Source organism: Streptomyces sp. NPDC001339 (genome assembly GCF_042895955.1).
Classification (GTDB): domain Bacteria; phylum Actinomycetota; class Actinomycetes; order Streptomycetales; family Streptomycetaceae; genus Streptomyces.
Genome location: NZ_JBIAWT010000007.1, coordinates 518483 through 536094, shown reverse-complemented (window position 1 = coordinate 536094; position 17612 = coordinate 518483). Strand labels below are relative to the sequence as shown.

General features: G+C 71.1%; 17 protein-coding genes. 4 read left to right on the top strand and 13 right to left on the bottom strand.

The features are described 5' to 3' along the window. Positions 1 to 243: 243 nt before the first annotated feature. The 10 genes from ACFY12_RS23220 to ACFY12_RS23175 form a co-directional block, all read right to left on the bottom strand. Positions 244 to 1068, bottom strand: coding sequence for an EI24 domain-containing protein (locus tag ACFY12_RS23220; RefSeq protein WP_390717760.1), 825 nt, complete (start codon positions 1066 to 1068; stop codon positions 244 to 246). Between the two features lie 154 nt (positions 1069 to 1222). Then, positions 1223 to 2230 (bottom strand): 2,3,4,5-tetrahydropyridine-2,6-dicarboxylate N-succinyltransferase, encoded by a 1008-nt coding sequence (dapD, locus tag ACFY12_RS23215; RefSeq protein ID WP_390717759.1) that lies wholly within the window; start codon positions 2228 to 2230, stop codon positions 1223 to 1225. A 166-nt stretch (positions 2231 to 2396) separates the two neighbouring features. Continuing rightward, entirely contained in the window at positions 2397 to 2732 is a 336-nt protein-coding gene (locus ACFY12_RS23210) for a metal-sulfur cluster assembly factor (protein ID WP_390717758.1), read from the bottom strand. Further along, a complete protein-coding gene (sufU, locus tag ACFY12_RS23205; protein ID WP_390717757.1) occupies positions 2729 to 3187 on the bottom strand; it encodes a Fe-S cluster assembly sulfur transfer protein SufU in 459 nt (152 codons plus the stop codon). Before sufU ends, ACFY12_RS23210 begins: the two co-directional genes overlap by 4 nt. Before the next feature lie 11 nt (positions 3188 to 3198). After that, positions 3199 to 4455, bottom strand: coding sequence for a cysteine desulfurase (locus tag ACFY12_RS23200; RefSeq protein WP_390717756.1), 1257 nt, complete (start codon positions 4453 to 4455; stop codon positions 3199 to 3201). Beyond that, positions 4452 to 5216: a Fe-S cluster assembly ATPase SufC gene (gene sufC / locus ACFY12_RS23195; protein WP_390717755.1), complete on the bottom strand. Its 765-nt coding sequence runs from the start codon at positions 5214 to 5216 to the stop codon at positions 4452 to 4454. Before sufC ends, ACFY12_RS23200 begins: the two co-directional genes overlap by 4 nt. Before the next feature lie 7 nt (positions 5217 to 5223). Next, on the bottom strand, positions 5224 to 5541 hold the full coding sequence (locus ACFY12_RS23190) for a non-heme iron oxygenase ferredoxin subunit (protein WP_390717754.1): 318 nt from the start codon (positions 5539 to 5541) through the stop codon (positions 5224 to 5226). Beyond that, complete coding sequence (sufD, locus tag ACFY12_RS23185) at positions 5538 to 6722, bottom strand: Fe-S cluster assembly protein SufD (protein ID WP_390717753.1); 1185 nt, start codon at positions 6720 to 6722, stop codon at positions 5538 to 5540. Before sufD ends, ACFY12_RS23190 begins: the two co-directional genes overlap by 4 nt. Positions 6723 to 6783: 61 nt before the next feature. Continuing rightward, positions 6784 to 8205, bottom strand: a complete 1422-nt coding sequence (gene sufB, locus ACFY12_RS23180) for a Fe-S cluster assembly protein SufB (protein ID WP_390717752.1) — start codon at positions 8203 to 8205, stop codon at positions 6784 to 6786. Next, on the bottom strand, positions 8202 to 9065 hold the full coding sequence (locus ACFY12_RS23175) for a helix-turn-helix transcriptional regulator (protein WP_390717751.1): 864 nt from the start codon (positions 9063 to 9065) through the stop codon (positions 8202 to 8204). The genes sufB and ACFY12_RS23175 overlap by 4 nt, the downstream gene beginning before the upstream one ends. 356 nt (positions 9066 to 9421) lie before the next feature. Here ACFY12_RS23175 and ACFY12_RS23170 point away from each other — a divergent pair, with 356 nt between their 5' ends. From ACFY12_RS23170 to ACFY12_RS23160, 3 genes are all read left to right on the top strand, one after another. Beyond that, a complete protein-coding gene (locus ACFY12_RS23170) occupies positions 9422 to 10411 on the top strand; it encodes an ABC transporter ATP-binding protein (protein ID WP_390717750.1) in 990 nt (329 codons plus the stop codon). Further along, the gene (locus ACFY12_RS23165) at positions 10408 to 11229 is read left to right on the top strand and encodes an ABC transporter permease (protein ID WP_390717749.1); all 822 of its coding nucleotides are present in this window, start codon (positions 10408 to 10410) and stop codon (positions 11227 to 11229) included. Before ACFY12_RS23170 ends, ACFY12_RS23165 begins: the two co-directional genes overlap by 4 nt. Before the next feature lie 162 nt (positions 11230 to 11391). Next, positions 11392 to 12390: a heme A synthase gene (locus ACFY12_RS23160; RefSeq protein WP_390717748.1), complete on the top strand. Its 999-nt coding sequence runs from the start codon at positions 11392 to 11394 to the stop codon at positions 12388 to 12390. On the opposite strand, the gene ACFY12_RS23155 is transcribed toward ACFY12_RS23160, so the two are convergent. The 3 genes from ACFY12_RS23155 to ACFY12_RS23145 form a co-directional block, all read right to left on the bottom strand. After that, positions 12351 to 13427 carry an amidohydrolase gene (locus ACFY12_RS23155; protein WP_390717747.1) on the bottom strand — a complete coding sequence of 359 codons (1077 nt, stop codon included), beginning with the start codon at positions 13425 to 13427 and terminating at the stop codon, positions 12351 to 12353. The two genes, ACFY12_RS23160 and ACFY12_RS23155, sit on opposite strands and share 40 nt — an antisense overlap. Positions 13428 to 13643: 216 nt before the next feature. Continuing rightward, the gene (locus ACFY12_RS23150) at positions 13644 to 14018 is read right to left on the bottom strand and encodes a hypothetical protein (RefSeq protein WP_390717746.1); all 375 of its coding nucleotides are present in this window, start codon (positions 14016 to 14018) and stop codon (positions 13644 to 13646) included. 73 nt (positions 14019 to 14091) lie between these two features. Further along, positions 14092 to 15042, bottom strand: coding sequence for a heme o synthase (locus tag ACFY12_RS23145; protein WP_390717745.1), 951 nt, complete (start codon positions 15040 to 15042; stop codon positions 14092 to 14094). Positions 15043 to 15522: 480 nt separating this feature from the next. Between ACFY12_RS23145 and tkt the strand changes: the two genes are divergently transcribed. Continuing rightward, positions 15523 to 17610, top strand: a complete 2088-nt coding sequence (tkt, locus tag ACFY12_RS23140) for a transketolase (protein WP_390717744.1) — start codon at positions 15523 to 15525, stop codon at positions 17608 to 17610. Positions 17611 to 17612: the final 2 nt, after the last annotated feature.

Below are 17612 nucleotides of genomic sequence, written 5' to 3'. Positions count from 1 at the left end.
CCCGGGCGGCCGTCGCACCGAAAGGCGCGACGGCCGCTCCGCGTCGCAGCGCACCCAGGCCCCCAGGCCCCCAGGCCCCCAGGCCCCCAGCCCAGGGAATACGCGTCGCAGCGCCCCCATCCCCGGGAATACCGCCACGCCCCACCTCGTTGTGGCCCCGCAGGGGGCCCTCGCATCCCCTAGGGAATCCGTTCGACCCACCCCTACGGGATCCGTTCGACCTCCCTACGCGCGAGGCCCTCCCTAGGCGCGCGCAGCCCCGTCGTCCGGCGTGGCCCCATGCGGCGCGGACCCGTTCGGCGCCGGCTGGGCCTGCTCCGGTGGGGCCTCCTCGGCCGGGGCCAGGTCCCGCACCAGCAGTGTCGCCCCGGCCACCGCCCCCGGCATCAGCATCACCGCGACGAACGGGATCAGGAAGAGCAGGACGAGCGGGGTGCCGAAGCCGACCGCGAGCGCCTTACGGCCGCGCAGCAGCCGCAGCCGCTCGCGCACCGGGATGCCGCGGCGCTGCAGGGCCACCGAGGTCAGCTCAACCGCGAGGAAGAAGCCGGAGACGCAGAAACCGATCGCGGGAATCACGGTCTGTCCGATGACCGGTACGAACCCGAGGGCGAACAGCAGGACACCGAAACCCGCGGCCCGCAGCAGCACATGGACGCTGTCCCGCAGCGCGATCAGGATCTCCTGCCAGAGAGGACGCCCCGGCCCCGGCGGGCAGTGGCCCTCGCTCTCCTCCACCTTCTCCGAGAGCGACTCGTAGAAGGGGTCACCGATCAGCAGGGTGACGGCGGTGAAGGTGAGCACCGACAGCATCAGCCCGCCCGCGACCAGCAGGGCCACGAACACCCCGCGCAGCAGCCCCTGCCAGGGCGAGCCCCAGGTGTCGGCGAACGGCGTGGCCCAGGCGGCGATATCGCCGGACCAGATGGCGAGGGCGGTGAGCACCGCGGCGTAGAGCACCAGCGCGATCAGCGCCGGAATCATGCCGAAGCCCCACCACCGGCCGTGCTGGGCAACCCAGCGCTGGCCCCTGCCCAGATACCGTATCCCCGCTGCAAGATCACGCATGCGCGTAAGCCTAGCGGGGGGGGGGACGGTTACGGCCCGGCCCACGGACGGCTACCCGCCCGGCCCCGGCGGACGGCGACGGCCCGGTGGAGGAAGTCGTCCGCCGGGCCGTCGCCGTAGCCGTGGCCATGCCTGTTCAGCTGCGCGCGTCCGCTCAGTTGTGGCTGTGCAGGATCTCGTTCAGGCCGCCCCAGGCCGCCTTGTTCGGGCGGGCCTCGACGGTGCCGGTGGTGGAGTTGCGGCGGAAGAGGATGTTGTCGCCGCCGGAGAGCTCCGCGGCCTTGACGATCTGGCCGTCGGGCATGGTGACGCGGGTGCCCGCGGTGACGTACAGGCCGGCCTCGACGACGCACTCGTCGCCCAGCGCGATCCCGATACCGGACTCGGCGCCGAGCAGGCAGCGCTCGCCGATCGAGATGATCTGCTTGCCGCCGCCCGACAGGGTGCCCATGGTCGAGGCGCCGCCGCCGATGTCCGTGCCGTCGCCGATGACCACGCCCGCGCTGATCCGGCCCTCGACCATGGAGGTGCCCAGCGTGCCGGCGTTGAAGTTGACGAAGCCCTCGTGCATGACGGTGGTGCCGGCCGCGAGGTGGGCGCCGAGGCGGACCCGGTCGGCGTCGCCGATCCGTACGCCGGCGGGCGCGACGTAGTCGGTCATCCGCGGGAACTTGTCGACACTGGTGACCTGAAGGTGCAGCCCCTCGGCGCGGGCGTTGAGCCGCACCGTCTCCAGCTGGTCGACGGCCACCGGACCCAGCGAGGTCCAGGCGACGTTGGCCAGCAGCCCGAAGATGCCCTCCAGGTTCTGCCCGTGCGGCTTGACCAGGCGGTGGCTGAGCAGGTGGAGGCGGAGGTAGACGTCGTGCGCGTCCAGCGGCTTGTCGTCGAGGGAGGCGATGACCGTACGGACGGCGATCACCTCGACCCCGCGGACCGGGTCGGGACCGATCGCCTTGCGCGCGGCGGCGCCCAGCAGGTCGGCGGCGCGCTCGTCGTCGAGGCGCTCGGTGCCGGCCGGGCCAGGACCGTCGGCGGTCGCGGCGACCAGCTCGGGGGCCGGGAACCAGGTGTCGAGAACGGTGCCGTCGGGGGTGACGGTGGCGAGCCCGGCGGCGACGGCGCCGGGCAGGGGGGCAGCGGAAACAGCAGCATCGGTCATGTCCGAAACCTAACCGGAGGGCGCCCGCCGAGGCGAACCGGTCTCAGCGATCGGCCCCGGTCCGTCGGGCGGTGGGACATGAAGCGGCCGTGCCCGCCGGAGGTAACCGGCGGGCACGGCCATAGTGCTGCGGCGCGGTGACGCCGCGGCGCGGTGCGGGAGCGCGTCAGACGTTGAAGCCCAGCGCCCGCAGCTGCTCGCGGCCGTCATCGGTGATCTTGTCGGGGCCCCACGGGGGCATCCAGACCCAGTTGATGCGCAGCTCGCTGACCAGGCCGTCGGTGGCGGACTTCGCCTGGTCCTCGATGACGTCGGTCAGCGGACAGGCCGCGGAGGTCAGCGTCATGTCGATGGTGGCGATGTTGGCGTCGTCGATGTGGACGCCGTAGATCAGCCCGAGGTTGACGACGTCGATGCCCAGCTCGGGGTCGACGACGTCGTACAGCGCCTCGCGGACCTCTTCCTCGGAGGCCGGCCTGGTGGTCGTCGGGGTGTCGGTCATGCGGTCTTCGCCTCCTGGGAAAGGGCCTTGGCCGTGGCGTCCTTCCAGGCCATCCAGCTCAGCAGCGCGCACTTCACACGCGCCGGGTACTTCGAGACACCGGCGAACGCCACCGCGTCCTCCAGGATGTCCTCCATCGCGTCATCCGGCTCGACCTGGCCCTTGGACTGCATCAGCTCCAGAAACGTCTCCTGGATCTTCTGCGCCTGGCCGAGCTCCTTGCCGACCAGCAGGTCGTTGAGCACCGACGCGCTGGCCTGGCTGATCGAGCAGCCCTGCCCCTCGTACGAGACGTCCGCGACCGTCGCACCGTCGTACCTCACCCGCAGCGTGATCTCGTCACCGCACGTCGGGTTGACATGGTGCACCTCGGCGTCGCCGTCCCGGAGCCCGCGCCCGTGGGGGTGCTTGTAGTGGTCCAGGATGACGTCCTGATACATCGAATCCAGCTTCACGTGCCAGCCCCTCAGCCGAAGAAGTTCCGTACGTGCTCCAGGCCCTCGACCAGGGCATCGACCTCGGCCGGGGTGGAGTACAGGTAGAACGACGCTCGCGTGGTCGCGGGAATTCCGTACCGCAGGCAGACCGGCCGCGCGCAGTGATGCCCCACCCGCACCGCGATGCCCTGTTCGTCCAGGACCTGGCCGACGTCGTGCGGATGGATGTCGCCGAGGGTGAAGGAGATCGTCGCCCCGCGGTCCTCGGCCGTGGTGGGGCCGATGATGCGCAGGTCGGGGACCTCCAGCAGCCGCTGGACGGCGTATTCGGTCAGCGCGTGCTCATGCCTGGCGATGTTGTCCATGCCGATGGAGGTGAGGTAGTCCACGGCGGCGCCGAGGCCGACGGCCTGGGCGATCGGGGGCGTACCGGCCTCGAACTTGTGCGGCGCCGGGGCGTACGTCGAGGAGTGCATGGACACCGTCTCGATCATCTCGCCGCCGCCGAGGAACGGGGGCAGGTCCTCCAGGAGCTCCTGGCGGCCCCACAGCACGCCGATGCCCGTCGGGCCGCACATCTTGTGGCCGGTGAAGGCCACGAAGTCGGCCTGCAGCGCCTGCACGTCCAGCACCATGTGCGGGGCGGCCTGCGAGGCATCGATCAGGACCAGGGCGCCGACCTCCTGGGCGCGGCGCACGATGGCCTCGACCGGGTTGACGGTGCCCAGGATGTTGGAGACGAGGACGAAGGACACGATCTTCGTCTTCTCCGTGATGACCTCTTCGATGGTGGAGAGGTCGAGGCGGCCGTCGTCGGTGAGGCCGAACCACTTCAGCTTCGCGCCGGTGCGCTGCGCGAGCAGCTGCCACGGAACGATGTTGGAGTGGTGCTCCATCTCCGTGATGACGATCTCGGTGTCCCGGTCCACCCGGTAGGGCTCGTCGGCCCAACCGAGCATGTTCGCCACGAGGTTGAGCGATTCCGAGGCGTTCTTGGTGAAGATCACCTCGTCGCGGCTCGGCGCGTTGATGAACGCGGCGACCTTGTCGCGCGCGCCCTCGTACAGCGCCGTGGCCTCCTCGGCGAGCACATGCACACCGCGGTGGACGTTGGCGTTGTGGCGCTCGTAGTACTCGTTCAAGGCGTCCAGCACCTGGCGCGGCTTCTGCGAGGTCGCCGCGTTGTCCAGGTAGACGAGCTTCTTGCCGTCGTGGACGACTCGGTCCAGGACGGGGAAGTCCTTGCGGATCGCCTCGGTGTCGAGGAGGCCCGGCAGCTGTGTCACTCGGATGCGCCACCCTTCGTGTATGCCTCGTAGCCCTCGTTCTCCAGCTTGTCGGCAAGTTCGGCGCCGCCGGACTCGACGATGCGGCCGCCCGCGAAGACGTGGACGTGGTCGGGCTTGATGTAGCGCAGGATGCGCGTGTAGTGGGTGATCAGGAGGGTGCCGACCTCGCCCGTCTCACGGACGCGGTTCACGCCCTCGGAGACGACGCGCAGGGCGTCGACGTCGAGGCCGGAGTCGGTCTCGTCGAGGATCGCGATCTTCGGCTTCAGCAGCTCCAGCTGAAGGATCTCGTGGCGCTTCTTCTCACCGCCGGAGAAACCCTCGTTGACGTTGCGCTCGGCGAAGGCGGGGTCCATGGACAGGCGCTCCATGGCCTCCTTGACCTCCTTGACCCAGGTGCGCAGCTTGGGGGCCTCGCCGCGGACGGCGGTGGCGGAGGTGCGCAGGAAGTTGGAGACGGAGACACCCGGAACCTCGACCGGGTACTGCATCGCCAGGAAGACGCCGGCGCGGGCCCGCTCGTCGACGGACATCTCCAGGACGTCCTCGCCGTCGAGGGTGACGGTGCCGCCGGTGATCGTGTACTTGGGGTGACCCGCGAGGGAGTAGGCGAGGGTCGACTTGCCGGAGCCGTTGGGGCCCATGATGGCGTGCGTCTCGCCCTGCTTCACGGTCAGGTCGACGCCCTTCAGGATCTCGCGCGGGCCGTTCTCGGCTTCGACGGAGACGTGCAGGTCGTGGATCTCAAGCGTTGCCATGGGTGACTCAGGACTCCTGGGTGACGGAGACGAGCACGTCGTCCCCTTCGATCTTTACGGGGTATACGGGGACGGGCTGCGTCGCGGGAAGGCTGTCGGGCTTGCCGGTGCGCAGGTCGAAGCTGGAGCCGTGCAGCCAGCACTCGATGTGACAGTTCTCCACCTCGCCCTCGGAGAGGGAGACGTTCGCGTGCGAGCAGATGTCGTTGATCGCGAACACCTCGCCCTCGGTGCGGACCAGGGAGACGGGGACGCCGTCGAGCTCCACCCGCTTGGGGGTGTCCTCCTCCAGCTCGCTGAGCGCCGCCGCGCGTACGTAGGTCATACCGCGGTCGCTTCCAGCTCGGCTTCGATCTTGCTCATCAGGCGTTCTTCGACGTCCGGGAGCCCGATCTGCTGGACCAGCTCGGCGAAGAAGCCGCGCACCACCAGGCGACGGGCCTCGTCGGCGGGGATGCCGCGGGCCATCAGGTAGAAGAGCTGCTCGTCGTCGAAACGGCCGGTGGCGGAGGCATGGCCGGCGCCGACGATCTCGCCGGTCTCGATCTCCAGGTTCGGGACGGAGTCGACGCGGGCGCCGTCGGTCAGGACGAGGTTGCGGTTGAGCTCGTAGGTGTCCGTGCCGGTCGCCGAGGCCTGGATGAGGACGTCGCCGATCCACACCGCGTGGGCGTCCTGGCCCTGCAGCGCCCCCTTGTACGTCACATGGGAGCGGCAGTTGGTGGCCTGGTGGTCGACGAAGAGGCGGTGCTCGTGGTGCTGGCCCTGCTCGGTGAAGTACAGACCGTACAGCTCGGCCTCGCCGCCCGGGCCGGCGTAGTCGATGCGCGGGTGGAGGCGGACCAGGTCGCCGCCGAAGGTGACCACGACGGACTTGAAGGAGGCGTCCCGGCCGATCAGCGCGTTGTGCTGCCCGGTGTGGACGGCCGTGTCGTCCCAGTCCTGGACCGAGACGACGGTGAGCTTGGCGCCGTCGCCGAGGAGGTAGTCGACGTTGGCGGCGAGCACCGCGTCCCCGGTGTGGTCGATGACCACGACCGCCTCGGCGAACGCCCCCACCTCGATCACCTGATGGCCGAAGGCGGTCCCGCCCTCGCCGTGGACGGCGATACGGACCGGCTCGGTCAGCACGGTCTCCTTGGGGACCGTGACCACCGACGCCTTCTCGAACGAGCTGTAGGCCTGGGCCGCGACCCGGTCCACCGGCGCGCCCGCCTTGCCGACCCTGGGGTCGGTGCGGTCGACCAGCTCGTGGGTGACGCCCTCCGGCGCGGTGATATCGACCTTCAGGTCCGGGCCGGCGGCCACGGCGGTGCCGTCGTGCAGGCCCTTCAGGCGCGCCAGGGGGGTGAAGCGCCACTCCTCCTCGCGGCCGTGCGGCACCGGGAAGTCCGCCACGTCGAAGGACGGCGGGGCGCTCATCCTGGTGGCGACGGTGGACTCCGCGGCCACCGCTACGGCACCGGCGGTCGTGGCTCCCAGGGGGATGTTCTGAGCCTCAGGCATGGCTGTCGTCGTGCTCGCTTTCTGCTTCAGAAGTCTTCTCGCTGCTCAAGGGGCGGGGCGGTCAGCCGACCGCGCCCTCCATCTGCAGCTCGATCAGCCGGTTCAGCTCCAGGGCGTACTCCATCGGCAGCTCCCGCGCGATCGGCTCGACGAAGCCCCGCACGATCATCGCCATCGCCTCCTGCTCACTCAGACCACGGCTCATCAGGTAGAACAGCTGGTCCTCACTGACCTTCGAGACCGTCGCCTCATGCCCCATGGAGACGTCGTCCTCGCGGACGTCGACGTAGGGGTAGGTGTCCGAGCGGGAGATGGTGTCCACCAGCAGCGCATCGCACAGCACGTTGGACTTCGAGCCCGCGGCGCCCTCGCCGATCTCGACCAGGCCGCGGTAGGAGGTCCGGCCGCCGCCCCGCGCCACCGACTTGGAGACGATGTTGGAGGAGGTGTTCGGCGCCATGTGCACCATCTTCGAGCCCGCGTCCTGGTGCTGGCCCTCGCCCGCGAACGCGATGGACAGGGTCTCGCCCTTGGCGTGCTCGCCCATCAGGTAGACGGCCGGGTACTTCATCGTCACCTTGGAGCCGAGGTTGCCGTCCACCCACTCCATCGTCGCGCCCTCATAGGCCACCGCGCGCTTGGTGACCAGGTTGTAGACGTTGTTCGACCAGTTCTGGATCGTCGTGTAACGGCAGCGGCCGCCCTTCTTCACGATGATCTCGACGACGGCCGAGTGCAGGGAGTCCGACTTGTAGATCGGCGCCGTGCAGCCCTCGACGTAGTGGACGTAGGCGTCCTCGTCGACGATGATCAGCGTCCGCTCGAACTGGCCCATGTTCTCGGTGTTGATCCGGAAGTAGGCCTGCAGCGGGATGTCGACATGGACGCCCTTGGGCACGTAGATGAACGACCCGCCCGACCACACCGCGGTGTTCAGGGAGGCGAACTTGTTGTCACCGACCGGGATGACCGTGCCGAAGTACTCCTGGAACAGCTCCGGGTGCTCCTTCAGCGCCGTGTCGGTGTCCAGGAAGATGACGCCCTGCTTCTCCAGGTCCTCACGGATCTGGTGGTAGACCACCTCGGACTCGTACTGCGCGGCCACACCCGCGACCAGGCGCTGCTTCTCCGCCTCGGGGATGCCCAGCTTGTCGTAGGTGTTCTTGATGTCCTCGGGCAGGTCCTCCCAGGAGGCGGCCTGCTGCTCGGTGGAGCGGACGAAGTACTTGATGTTGTCGAAGTCGATCCCCGACAGATCCGAGCCCCAGGTCGGCATCGGCTTCTTGTCGAACAGCCGCAGACCCTTCAACCGGAGCTTGAGCATCCACTCCGGCTCGTTCTTCTTCGCCGAAATGTCACGGACGACGTCCTCGGAAAGGCCGCGCTTCGCTGCCGCGCCGGCCGCGTCGGAGTCGGCCCAGCCGTATTCGTAGTTGCCCAGACCCTCGAGCTCAGGGTGAGCAGTCTCCGTGGGGAGCGTCATGCGGGGTTCCTCCCGGCCGTGCTTGCAGATGCTGTGGTGGTCTGTGTGGTGCGCTCACCGGTGTGGTGAGCGGCCTTGCCGGCCCTGGCCCCGGAGGCTCGTCCGGCCTTCGGGATGAAGGTCGTACACACTCCGTCGCCGTGGGCGATGGTGGCAAGACGCTGTACGTGGGTCCCGAGCAGACGGGAGAAGACCTCGGTCTCCGCCTCGCACAGCTGCGGGTACCGCTCGGCGACATGGGCGACCGGGCAGTGGTGCTGGCAGAGCTGTTCACCGAGCTGGGGATTGGGCGCACTGCGCGCCGTAGCAGCGTACCCGTCCGCGGTCAACGCCTTCGCCAGGGCCTGGGTGCGGGCCTCGGGCGGAGCGCTCTCGACCGCCGCGCGGTAGACCTCGGCCTGGGCCGCGAGCCGTGCGCGGGCGAACGCGGCGACGGCCGCCTCGCCCTTCTCGCCGCCGCCGGCGCTCTCCGCGATCCAGCGGAGCGCGTCGCAGGCGAGCTGGTCGTAGGCCTGGTCGAAGGCGTCCCGTCCGCAGTCGGTGAGGGCGAAGGCCTTGGCCGGGCGGCCGCGGCCGCGAGTGCCGTACACCCGCTTCTCGCGGGGCTCGACGACGCCCTCCGCGACCAGCGCGTCCAGATGGCGGCGGACGGCGGCCTGGGTCAGCTCCAGGCGGAGTGCGAGCTCGGCCGCGGTGGACGGGCCGTGGTCGAGGATGGAGCGGGCGACCCGGTTACGGGTGCCCGGCTGTTCGTCGTGCGAGGCCTGGCGGGGCTGCTCGGCCGGCCCGGGCGTAGAGCGCATCGGCCCGGCGGTCTGGCCGACCGCGGGCTCTCGCCTGCCCTCGCTCGCGTATTTCACAACGCCATTGTTGCGTAATTCGCCAAACCGATTCAACCCTCGAAGAGGGCAGTGGATGGTGGCCTCTATCACTTAGGCTTACCTAATTCAAGTCCTCGCCGGAATGCCCGAAACGCGTGTCGACCTGCGGTGGTGCACCTCGGGCCGGCGACCGACCGATCATGGGCCGACGGCCGGGAAACCCGTGCCGGCCGTGCGAGGGCGCACCCCCGGATTGGTGACCCGGCGCCCCGCGGGCCGGTGATTCCGAGGCCCTCCGGACCCACAGGCCCGGCGCCATGGAGGGCTATGGAGGGCTTTGGATGGCCAAAGCCCCCGTTGAGAGCCGCCCCCTCCCTCTTCGTAGACTGCCCGCCATGCGCAGCAGCTCCCCGGGGGGCGCCCCCCGGACCCGCTCCCGCTCTTCGGCGGGGGGATCCCCAGGCCGAGAGCCTGCCGTCGAGATCACCGGCCTGGTCAAGCGATACGGGGCCAAGACCGCCGTGGACGGGCTCGACCTCACCGTCGCCCGCGGCTCGGTGACCGCCGTCCTCGGGCCCAACGGCGCCGGCAAGACCACGACCGTCGAGACCTGCGAGGGCTACCGCCGCCCGGACGCCGGGCAGGTCCGCGTCCTGGGCCTGGACCCGGTCACCGACGCCGCCGCCCTGCGCCCCCGGATCGGCGTGATGCTGCAGTCCGGCGGCGTCTACGCGGGCGCCAGGGCCGAGGAGATGCTGCGGCACACCGCTACCCTGCACGCCCATCCGCTCGACGTCGGCGCGCTGATCGAGCGCCTCGGGCTGGGCAGCTGCGGCCGGACGCCCTACCGGCGGCTCTCCGGTGGCCAGCAGCAACGCCTGGCCCTGGCGATGGCCGTGGTGGGCCGCCCCGAACTGGTCTTCCTCGACGAGCCCACGGCCGGTCTCGACCCACAGGCCCGGCACGCCACCTGGGACCTCGTCCGGGAGCTGCGCGCCGACGGGGTGAGCTGCGTGCTCACCACCCACTTCATGGACGAGGCCGAGCAGCTCGCCGACGATGTCGCGATCATCGACGGCGGCCGGGTGATCGCCCAGGGCACCCCGGAGGAGCTGTGCCGCGGCGGCGCGGAGAACAGCCTCCGCTTCACCGGGCGGCCGGGCCTCGACCTCGGCTCGCTGCTGAAGGCGCTGCCCGCGGACAGCCTCGCCACGGAGCTCACGGCCGGCACGTACCGCGTGCGCGGCACGGTCGACCCGCAGCTGCTGGCGACCGTCGCCTCCTGGTGCGCGCAGAACGGGGTGATGCCGGACGCGATAACCGTGGAGCGGCACACCCTGGAGGACGTTTTCTTGGAGCTCACTGGTAAGGAGTTGCGGGCATGACCGCCACCGAGGCCGGTGCCGTCGCCGGTACCGGCACCTTCGCCCCGCGGCCCGGCGCGGCGCCGCTGCCCCGGATGATCCGGGCGCAGGCGGCGCTGGAGACCAGGATGCTGCTGCGCAACGGCGAGCAGCTGCTGCTGACCGTGATCATCCCGACGCTGCTGCTGGTGCTCTTCTCCGCCGTCGACATCGTCGCCGTGCCCACCGACACAGCGGGGGGCGCGGGGAAGGCGGTGGACTTCCTCGCGCCGGGCGTCCTCGCGCTGGCAGTGCTGTCCACGGCGTTCACCGGGCAGGCCATCGCCACCGGCTTCGAGCGCCGCTACGGGGTCCTCAAGCGGCTGGCCGTGTCGCCGCTGCCGCGCTGGGGGCTGATGACCGCGAAGACCTGCGCGGTGGTGATCACCGAGGTCCTCCAGGTCGCCCTGCTGACGGCGGTCGCCTTCGCGCTGGGCTGGTCGCCGCACGGCGGTCCGGCCACGGTGGTCCCGGTGGTCGCGCTGCTCGTCCTCGGTACGGCGGCGTTCTCCGGTCTGGGGCTGCTGATGGCCGGGACGCTGAAGGCCGAGGCGACGCTGGCCGCCGCGAACCTGGTCTTCCTGCTGCTGCTCGTCGGCGGCGGGGTGATCGTCCCGCTGACGAAGTTCCCGGAGGCGGTCCAGTCCGTCCTGGGGTTCCTGCCCGTCTCCGCCCTGTCGGACGGCCTGCGGGACGTCCTCCAGCACGGCGCCGGGGTGCCCTGGGCGGACCTGGGCATCCTGGCCGGGTGGGCCGTGGTGGGGCTGGGCGCGGCTGCGAAGTTCTTCCGCTGGGAGTAGGCGCCTTCCGCTGGTAGACAGGCGCTCTTTCTCCGGAAGGGGCCCGGCGACCTGCGCGGTCTCACGGCGCGGGGGCACACGCGCCCTCATGCCCCGGGGGCGCGCGCCCTCGTGGCAGACCCTCGTGAAAGTTTGCACAAGCCGCCGCCTACGATGTCTCCCGTGCCGAATACGCTGAATCCCCTTGAGCTGATCGCCCGCCGCTGGCAGCCCTCCGCGGCCTTTGTACGGCGGGCCGCGCTGGCGACCGTGGTGATGGCCGTGATCATCGTCGTCACCGGCGGTGCGGTCCGGCTCAGCCAGTCCGGGCTGGGCTGCTCGACCTGGCCCAAGTGCACGCCGGAGAGCCTGACCCCGACCGCCGCGATGGGCATCAACGGCCTCATCGAGTTCGGCAACCGGATGCTGACGTATGTGCTGTGCGCGGTCATCGGCCTGTTCATCATCGCCGCCCGCGCCCGGCACCCCCGGCGGCGTTCGCTGACCCGGCTCGGCTGGGCGCAGTTCTGGCTCACCATGACCAACGCCGTCATCGGCGGCGTCACGGTCCTGACCGGCCTGAACCCGTACATCGTCGGCTCCCACTTCCTCGCGGCCACGGCGCTGCTCACCGTCGCCGTACTGAGCTGGAAGCGGGCGAGCGAGGGTGACGAGGAGCCGCGCGAGCTGGTCGCCCGCCCGGTACGGCAGCTGGCCTGGCTGCTGGTGGCGGCGACCGGCGCGCTCACCGTCGTCGGCACGGTGGTCACCGGCACGGGCCCGCACGCCGGCGACGCGAAGAAGGTCCACCGCATTCCGCTGGACTGGCAGGAGATCACCCAGCTGCATGTGGACTTCGTCTACATCGTGGTCGGGCTGAGCGTCGCGCTGTGGTTCACGCTGCGGGCCGTCAAGGCCCCGGCGGCCCCGCGCCGGCTGGTGCTGGAGCTGCTCGCCTGCCTCGCGGCGCAGGGCGTCCTCGGCTACGTCCAGTACTTCCTGGGCCTGCCCGAGCTCGTCATCGGGCTCCACATGCTGGGCTCGGCGCTGGTGTGGATCTGTGTGCTGCGGGTCGCCCTGTCGCTGCGCGACCGGGGCCCGCTGCCGGAGGCGGAGACGCCTGCCGACCTGCCCGAGGCCGCTCAGCCGGTGTCCGAGGCCGCCCCCGCGGGCAGCCGGTAGATCCGCCGGGCGTTCCCGGCCCCCACCATCTCGGTGATCCGCCGCCCGTCCTCGGGGCCGCACAGGCCCTCGGCGGCCCACTCCCCCACCAGGCGCGCCATGCCGCGGAGGAAGGACCGGGCGCCGGTGACGTACAGCTCGGGCAGCCCGCGGGCCGCCGAGGAGAACAGCAGCTTGCCGAACGGCGCCTGGCGCAGGGTCTCTTCGGGCCGGGGCCCGGCGTCGGCGTAGACGTGGGTGTGCGCGGCGGCGAGCTGGGCCGCCCGCCGGTGGTGCGGCGCCCCGGACAGCAGGACGAGGTCGGCGCCGATGCCGGTGGTGGCGCCCAGGAAGGCCGCCAGCCGCCGCGGGTCGGGGCAGTGCAGCTGTACGGGCAGGCCGGTGGCCACCGCGCTCCACAGCAGGTGGCGGACGAGGGCGGGTTCGGCCAGCCGGTTCCCGGGGCGGCGGGCGCGCAGCCAGCGGTCCGCGGCACGGCGTACCTCGCCGGCCTCGGGGGCGCGGCCGTCGCAGTAGGCGGCGCCGGAGGCGAAGGCGGTGGCGTGCTGGGCCGCCGTGTAGAGGGCCTCGGCGGTGTAGCCGATGAAGGAGTCGACGCTGCCGGAGGTGTCGGCGACCTGCTCGGCGAGGGCTTCGAGCCGTACGACCTCGTGGGCACGGGCCTCGGCGGCGGTGGCGATCTCAGCGGCCGAGGTCAGTTCGCTGGGGGTGCCGGACTCCAGCAGGAAGGTGCCGATACCGGAGCCGCGCAGCAGCATCCGGCCGGCCCGGTAGGCGCCCACCTCGCGCCGGCGGGCCAGGTAGCGGGCCGGCGGGCAGTGCGGTTCCAGGCCGAGTAGCGGGGGGCACCAGCGGCGTATCGCAAGCCCGGTGACGCTGTCGAAGTAGCTGGTGCCGGCGGGTGCCGGGCCCTGGGCACCGACCGCGGCGGCCAGATGGGACTCGAACGACCCCAGGCCCAGTTCGCCGTGCACCGCGCCGTGGCTGTACTGGTCGATGAGCGGTGGCTGATCCACCAGGAAGGGAAGGCCGTCCATCCGCTCCTCCTCGCCGAGAGCCCACCGGGCATGGCCGGAGCGCCGCGCCCGGTGGGCTTAACGGAAGAGGTGGTGGTGAGGTAGCGGGCTCCGGTTGTGGCGTACGCCCCGGCGCCGCGGGGCCCGCCCTTCGGGCGGACGACGGGACTTCCGGCACAGGCCCTGGACCCCAGGCCCTGGACGCCCAGGTCTCGGACGTTCAGGTCTTGGACGCTCTCACGGGTTGGCCGGCCCGCCCACCTGGATGCCCGCCATCCGGGACCACTCGTAAGGGCCGGTGCGCACCTTGGCGGCGAGCTCGCCGTCGAAGTCGTCCTGGAGGGTGACACCGGCCTGGGCGGCGGCGTCCTTGGCGGCGTCGTAGCTGTCCGCGACGAGGTTGCCCCACTCGCCGTTGGCCCCGACGAGGGCGATCCGGGTGCGGCCGCGACCGATGTGCGCGAGCTGGCCTTCGGCGCTGCCGCCGTGCGTGTCGGCGAAGGCGCGGATCTGCTTGGCGAGCCTCGCCGTGCGCTTGCCGGCCGCGCCGCCGGGGGCCGTCTCCGGCCGCTCGTCCGCCTGCGCCTGCTGGGTGTCTGCCATGGACAGCATGCTACCCACCGGTAATCAACGACGGAAGGGCTCCTGGCCGGGTGCCACAGCCGGCCCGCGGATCACCCGCGCGTCAGCGGAGGAACGGGTCCACCGCGACGGCGACGAACAGCAGGGAGACGTAGGTGATGGACCAGTGGAACAGCCGCATCTCCTTGAGCTTGGGACCGGTGATCCCGGCCTTCGCCCGGGCCTGGAGGGCGTGCGCCTCCTTCAGCCAGAAGGCGCCGCAGGCGACCGCGACCGCGGTGTAGAACCAGCCGGTGTAGCCGAGCGGCTGGAGCAGCAGCGAGACGCCGACCATCACCCAGCTGTACAGGACGATCTGACGGGCCACGGCCTTGTTGCCGGCGATGACCGGGAGCATCGGCACGCCGACCCGCTCGTAGTCGTCCTTGGCCTTCATCGACAGCGGCCAGTAGTGCGGCGGCGTCCAGAAGAAGATGACCAGGAAGAGGACCAGCGCGGCCCAGGAGACCGAGTTCGTCACCGCGGACCAGCCGATGAAGACCGGCATACAGCCGGCGATCCCGCCCCACACGATGTTCTGCGCGGTGCGCCGCTTGAGGATCATCGTGTAGACGACGACGTAGAAGAGCAGCGCTCCGAGCGAGAGCGCCGCCGACAGCGGGTTGACGAAGACCCAGAACCAGGCGGTGGAGACGACCGCGAGGGCGGACGCGAAGACCAGGCACTCGCGCGGCGAGACCATGCCGGTCACCAGCGGACGCTGCGAGGTGCGGTCCATCAGGGCGTCGATGTCGCGGTCGAGGTACATGTTGAAGGCGGCCGCGCCGCCGGCGGAGAGGTAGCCGCCGACGCAGGTCGCCAGGACGAGCCACAGGTCGGGGACGCCGCCCGCCGCCAGGAACATCACCGGGATCGTGGTCATCAGCAGCAGCTCGATGACGCGCGGCTTGGTGAGCGCCACGAACGCCTTGACGCGGGCCCCGAACGGACGGTGACCTGGTCCCGCGGGGCTCTCGGAGAGAGCCCCCACAGGACGGGATTCGACGGCCGTCACGCACACCCCTGGAAGTAACATCAGCGGCTCCCGCCGCCGAAGAGATAAGACCTGCGAGCCCGTGCGGCGGTGCAGAGATCCGGCACAAGCTTGCGCGTACCACGCCACTTTAGACGTTGGCCATACGGCGGCCTTCGCGGGGGTGGGGTCGTGTTGGCGGGTGCCGTCGCCGCCTTCCCCCGGCGCCCGCACCCGGTTTCCGCCACCGTCCCGGCCGCCATCCGCCCCGTGTCACAGGAGGCGCACCCGGCCGCCGCCCGGCAGTCTGGAGGGAGGGGCCGCCGCGCCGGGCCGGGAATGCCCGGCGGGCCGAGGCGGTTGCTCGAAGCGACGAGCAGCTGGTGTCGGCACCCCGACTGAGCGGCCCGGACATCGACTGAGCGTCGAAAAGACGCACGCACTCGCGGGGGTAGGCTCGACACCGCCTGGCGGACATACCGTCCGTGGCATTCGACATGTGGAGAGGAGCCCTGACTCAGGGTGAGCACCAAGCCGACCACCACAGAATTCGAGTGGACCGAACTGGACCAGCGGGCGGTGGACACCGCGCGGGTCCTGGCCATGGACTCCGTGCAGAAGGTCGGTAACGGCCATCCGGGTACGGCCATGAGCCTGGCTCCCGCCGCGTACGTGCTGTTCCAGAAGCTGATGCGGCACGACCCGGCGGACGCGGACTGGACCGGCCGCGACCGGTTCGTGCTCTCCGCGGGCCACTCCAGCCTGACCCTCTACATCCAGCTCTACCTCGCCGGATACGGCCTGGAGCTGGACGACCTGAAGTCCTTCCGTACGTGGGGCTCGGCGACGCCCGGGCACCCGGAGTACGGCCACACCGCCGGTGTGGAGACCACCACCGGCCCGCTGGGCCAGGGTGTCGCCAACGCGGTCGGCATGGCGATGGCGGCCCGCTACGAGCGCGGTCTGTTCGACCCGGCGACGGCGCCCGGTTCCTCGCCGTTCGACCACCACATCTTCGCGATCGCCGGTGACGGCTGCCTCCAGGAGGGCATCGCCGCCGAGGCGTCCTCGCTGGCCGGCCACCAGAAGCTCGGCAACCTCGTCCTGCTCTGGGACGACAACCACATCTCGATCGAGGGCGACACCGAGACCGCGATCTCCGAGGACGTCGTCAAGCGGTACGAGGCCTACGGCTGGCACGTCCAGCGCGTGGCGCCCAAGGAGAACGGCGACCTCGACCCCGAGGCGCTGTTCCGCGCCATCGAGGCGGCGAAGGCCGTCACGGACAAGCCGTCGTTCATCGCGATGCGCTCGATCATCGCCTGGCCGGCCCCCAACGCCCAGAACACCGAGGCCGCGCACGGCTCGGCGCTGGGCGAGGAGGAGGTCGCGGCCACCAAGCGCGTGCTGGGCTTCGACCCGGAGCAGTCGTTCGAGGTCACCGACGAGGTGATCGCGCACACCCGCGGCGCCCTCGACCGCGGCCGGGACGCCAAGAAGGAGTGGGAGAAGGCCTTCGCCGCCTGGCGCACCGCGAGCCCGGAGCGGGCCGCCGAGTTCGACCGGATCGCGGCCGGCGAGCTGCCCGCGGGCTGGGAGGACCACCTCCCGGTGTTCGAGACCGGCAAGGCCGTGGCCACCCGCGCCGCGTCCGGCAAGGTGCTCCAGGACCTCGGCGCGGTCATCCCCGAGCTGTGGGGCGGCTCCGCCGACCTCGCGGGCTCCAACAACACCACCATCGACAAGAACTCCTCGTTCCTGCCGAAGGGCAACCCGCTGCCGGAGGCCGACCCGTACGGCCGCACGATCCACTTCGGTATCCGCGAGCACTCCATGGCCGCGGAGATGAACGGCATCGCGCTGCACGGCAACACCCGCGTCTACGGCGGCACCTTCCTAGTGTTCTCCGACTACATGCGCAACGCCGTCCGGCTGTCCGCGCTGATGCACCTGCCGGTGACGTACGTGTGGACGCACGACTCCATCGGCCTGGGCGAGGACGGCCCGACCCACCAGCCGGTCGAGCACCTGGCCTCGCTGCGCGCCATCCCGGGCCTGAACATCGTCCGCCCGGCCGACGCCAACGAGACCGCCCTCGCCTGGCGCGAGATCCTCCGGCGCTGGACCAAGGAGTTCGGCGTGGGGGCCCCGCACGGCCTGGCGCTGAGCCGCCAGGGCCTGCCGACCTACCCGGTCAACGAGGACGCCGCCAAGGGCGGTTACGTCCTGTTCGAGGCCGACGGCGGCAAGCCCGAGGTGGTGCTGATCGGCACCGGCTCCGAGGTGCAGCTGGCCGTGGCGGCGCGCGAGCAGCTGCAGGCCGCGGGCGTGCCCACCCGGGTGGTGTCGATGCCGTCGGTCGAGTGGTTCGACCAGCAGGACCAGGACTACCGCGACAGCGTGCTGCCCCCGTCCGTGAAGGCCCGAGTGGCCGTCGAAGCCGGTATCGGCCTGACGTGGCACCGCTTCGTCGGTGACGCCGGACGCATCGTGTCGCTGGAGCACTTCGGTGCCTCGGCCGACGGCAAGGTCCTCTTCCGCGAGTTCGGTTTCACCGCCGACGCGGTGGCCGCCGCCGCCCGGGAGTCGCTGGAAGCCGCCGCGCGCTGACG

Bases quoted from the DNA above. Each gene is read 5' to 3' on its own strand.
- ACFY12_RS23220 (WP_390717760.1), bottom strand. From the start codon at position 1,068: ATGCGTGATCTTGCAGCGGGGATACGGTATCTGGGCAGGGGCCAGCGC.
- dapD (WP_390717759.1), bottom strand. From the start codon at position 2,230: ATGACCGATGCTGCTGTTTCCGCTGCCCCCCTGCCCGGCGCCGTCGCC.
- ACFY12_RS23210 (WP_390717758.1), bottom strand. From the start codon at position 2,732: ATGACCGACACCCCGACGACCACCAGGCCGGCCTCCGAGGAAGAGGTC.
- sufC (WP_390717755.1), bottom strand. From the start codon at position 5,216: ATGGCAACGCTTGAGATCCACGACCTGCACGTCTCCGTCGAAGCCGAG.
- ACFY12_RS23190 (WP_390717754.1), bottom strand. From the start codon at position 5,541: ATGACCTACGTACGCGCGGCGGCGCTCAGCGAGCTGGAGGAGGACACC.
- sufD (WP_390717753.1), bottom strand. From the start codon at position 6,722: ATGCCTGAGGCTCAGAACATCCCCCTGGGAGCCACGACCGCCGGTGCC.
- sufB (WP_390717752.1), bottom strand. From the start codon at position 8,205: ATGACGCTCCCCACGGAGACTGCTCACCCTGAGCTCGAGGGTCTGGGC.
- ACFY12_RS23170 (WP_390717750.1), top strand. From the start codon at position 9,422: ATGCGCAGCAGCTCCCCGGGGGGCGCCCCCCGGACCCGCTCCCGCTCT.
- ACFY12_RS23165 (WP_390717749.1), top strand. From the start codon at position 10,408: ATGACCGCCACCGAGGCCGGTGCCGTCGCCGGTACCGGCACCTTCGCC.
- ACFY12_RS23155 (WP_390717747.1), bottom strand. From the start codon at position 13,427: ATGGACGGCCTTCCCTTCCTGGTGGATCAGCCACCGCTCATCGACCAG.
- ACFY12_RS23150 (WP_390717746.1), bottom strand. From the start codon at position 14,018: ATGCTGTCCATGGCAGACACCCAGCAGGCGCAGGCGGACGAGCGGCCG.